Source organism: Synechocystis sp. LEGE 06083, from assembly GCF_015207725.1.
Classification (GTDB): domain Bacteria; phylum Cyanobacteriota; class Cyanobacteriia; order Cyanobacteriales; family Microcystaceae; genus Synechocystis; species Synechocystis salina.
The window spans coordinates 1-3,519 of the sequence record NZ_JADEWJ010000340.1 but is presented as its reverse complement, the minus strand read 5'-3'; the positions used below and the strand labels follow the sequence as shown (position 1 = coordinate 3,519).

Here is a 3,519-nt window from a genome sequence, read left to right as displayed (position 1 = left end):
GCCTCCTTTCATGGTTAATAAGGAACCGGGTATCAGTAAAATTGTGGCTAGATTGTAGACAGCGATATAAATTAAAGGAGCCCACCAACCTAAGTTTTCAATTTTAGTTAGTAACAAATTAAGCGCATTTCCTAACTGAAAATGATGGACAATAAATATCAATCCAGCAATTAAAAGAGTGGTAATTGCCAACTTGACAAATAATTTCAAACTTAAGTTCTCCTGTGGAATTACCAATCGACATCTGGTATTAGTTCTGCATGTTAACTAATGATTGATAATTAGTCTACTCCCTAGCCAAAAAATTAACCGTCAATGGATACCAGAAAGCCCTACCATACCTTGTTTTTAAAAATTATCCCCCACTATCATAGATGGGGGAGGATAATCAATTTGAATTATCAGAGTGAAAACAACTGAGGATGTACAAATATAGCCTAGTGGAGCAATTCAAGACCTACTCAGTGTATGTTGATTAATGAGGTTTCGCTTTTTCCACCTCCGCAATGCGTAAAACGGTTTTCAGCACGGAATCTGGATTAAGACTGATGGAATCAATGCCCAATTCCACTAAAAATTCGGCGAACTCAGGATAATCTGAAGGGGCTTGACCACAAATACCGATCTTACGACCGTTGGCTTTGGCCGTTTCGATCGCCATTTTGACCATGCGTTTAACCCCCTGATTACGCTCATCAAATAGATGGGCAACGAGGGAAGAATCCCGGTCCAGACCCAAGGTTAATTGGGTTAAATCGTTGGAGCCAATGGAGAACCCATCAAATACTTGGCTAAACTCATCGGCGAGAATGACATTGCTAGGTAGTTCGCACATCACGTAAATTTCTAGGCCATTTTCCCCTTGCTTCAAGCCATGTTTAGCCATTTCCGCAATGACTTTGCGACCTTCGTCGGGGGTACGACAGAAAGGAATCATCGGAATAACATTGGTTAAACCCATATCGTCCCGGACCCGTTTGAGGGCTTGGCATTCCAACGCGTAGGCTTCTCGGTAATTGGGGTCATAGTAACGGGAGGCCCCCCGCCAGCCGATCATGGGGTTTTCTTCCTTCGGTTCAAACTGACGACCACCAAGGAGATTGGCGTACTCATTGGATTTGAAGTCTGACATCCGCACCACCACAGGTTTGGGATAGAACGCCGCTGCAATCATGGCAATGCCATGGGCCAATTTATCGACAAAGAACTGCGGGCGATCGCCAGCGTAGAGTTTGGTCAACTGGGCAATTTCTGCCTTGGCAACAGGATCTTCCAACTCGTCAAATTTCATCAGGGCGAGGGGATGGGCCTTAATGTGATTAGCAATAATAAATTCCAACCGGGCTAGGCCTACACCATCGGCGGGATAACTGGCAAAACCAAAGGCCTGTTCTGGATTGCCCACATTCATCAAAATTTGAGTTTTGGTGCGGGGAATATTAGATAATTCTGTTTCGTGGACTTCGTAGTTCAAAATGCCGCTGTAAACAGAGCCTTCATCCCCCTCAGAACAACAGATGGTAACGTCTTCGCCGGTTTTAATGCTGTCGGTAGCATCCCCACAACCCACGATCGCCGGAATGCCCATTTCCCTGGCAATAATTGCGGCATGGCAGGTTCGACCCCCTTGATTAGTAACGATCGCCGAAGCCTGTTTCATAATCGGTTCCCAATCCGGGTCGGTGCGGTTGGTGATCAAGACCTCGCCGGGACGAAACTGGTTAATTTCAGAAACATTGCGAATTACCTGGGCTTTGCCCTGGCCGATCGCCGCCCCCACACTGCGCCCCGTGGCTAACACTTGGCTGTGATCCTTTAACTCGTAGGTTTTAATCACATTGGCGGACTTTTGGGATTGCACCGTTTCCGGTCGGGCCTGAACAATGAATAATTCCCCCGTTTGTCCATCCTTAGCCCACTCAATATCCATGGGAGTGTAAATTCCCCGCACTTCAGAATAGTGGTCTTCAATAATGCAAGCCCAACGGGCTAGTTGGAGAATTTCTTCATCATTAATGCAATATTTTTCCCGTTCTGGTTCCGCCACTTCCACATTTTTAGTCAGTTTAGAACCGCCCACATCGTAAACCATTTTAATGGCTTTACTGCCTAAACGTTTCTCCAAAATTGGCTTAAAACCTTCCTTCAAAGTGGGTTTAAACACAAAATATTCATCGGGGTTCACTGCTCCCTGGACTACATTTTCCCCCAGTCCATAGGCCGCGGTAATCAAAGCCGCATTTTTGAAACCTGTTTCCGTATCAATGGAAAACATCACCCCAGAAGTGGCCAGATCAGAGCGCACCATTTTTTGTACACCCACCGATAAAGCCACCGCAAAATGGTCAAAGCCATTGTGATGCCGATAGGAAATGGCCCGGTCAGTAAAGAGGGAAGCAAAGCATTTATGGCAGGATTCCAAAACACAGGAAAGACTGTGGACATTGAGGTAGGTTTCCTGTTGCCCCGCAAAACTAGCCTCCGGTAAATCTTCTGCTGTGGCACTGGATCGCACTGCCACATCCACTCCAGTACAATCAACTTTGCAACCGTAGCGCTCACACATGGCTCCATAGGCTTCGGCGATCGCCGCTTGTAGGTTTTGGGGGAAGGGAGTGTCTAATATTAATTGCCGGGCTAGATGACCCCTCTCCTGCAAATTGACCATGTTATTTACGTCCAGGTCGGCAAAGAGATCCCGAAGTTTTTGCTCTAAGCCAGCCTCTTGGATAAAATAGCGGTAAGCATAGGCAGTGGTGGCAAAACCAGAAGGCACATTTACTCCCTTGCTGGTCAACTGTTGAATCATTTCCCCCAGGGAAGAATTCTTACCCCCCACCAAGCCAACGTCATGGGTGCCCACCTCTTCAAACCAGAGGATTAAAGCAGTTTCTTTATGGGCCACAGAGGTTTTTTCGACGACTGAACTTACCATATCTATTTACCCCTAATCGATACCTTCAGTTTATCGAGGCTGATATAATAAACTTTATTTTGTTGGTAATTATTTATAAATTGATAGGTTTCTTAAATATAGTGTTAATTAATTATTAAAAAATCATTGTAAGGGCAAAATCTACGGTAAACTGATAATAGTTGCTTGTTTGTGGTCATTGATTTTAGTTTTTCTACGTCAGAGTTGGCTTTCAATTCCAGTGAGAAGGCGATCGCCAAAGATATTTGAGACAGTTTAAGGTTTGGATTAGATAGGTTAAATGAAGCGAGCTTGAAATTGATTGATGGCCTGGTCCAGTACCAAGGGATCCGTATTGGCGTGGTGGATTTTAAAACAAAGAGGAATAAATAACCGCTCATTGTTCTGATAGCGTTGCCCGAAGTAAAGCCAGGGTTGCCCTTGGATTGTTTCCCGGCGATAGTGCACGCTCAAGGCCGTAAATCTCAAGTTGGGCAAGTTGCCAAAAATACAAGCTAAACAAAAGGTGTCATATTCAGCCCGCTGGTAATACCCAGCCCGAATTTGGGCTAATTTTTCACTATAAAGTTCGCTAAACTCCTTGT

1 protein-coding gene and 2 pseudogenes are annotated in these 3,519 nt (G+C 45.0%); all 3 read right to left on the bottom strand.

The features are described 5' to 3' along the window. Positions 1-210 (bottom strand): annotated as a pseudogene (locus IQ219_RS20265) (TVP38/TMEM64 family protein); the annotation flags it as partial. A gap of 265 nt (positions 211-475) precedes the next feature. Continuing rightward, complete coding sequence (ppsA, locus tag IQ219_RS18095; RefSeq protein ID WP_194073526.1) at positions 476-2,935, bottom strand: pyruvate, water dikinase; 2,460 nt, start codon at positions 2,933-2,935, stop codon at positions 476-478. Positions 2,936-3,211: 276 nt separating this feature from the next. Further along, positions 3,212-3,519: pseudogene (locus IQ219_RS18090) on the bottom strand (hypothetical protein); the annotation flags it as partial.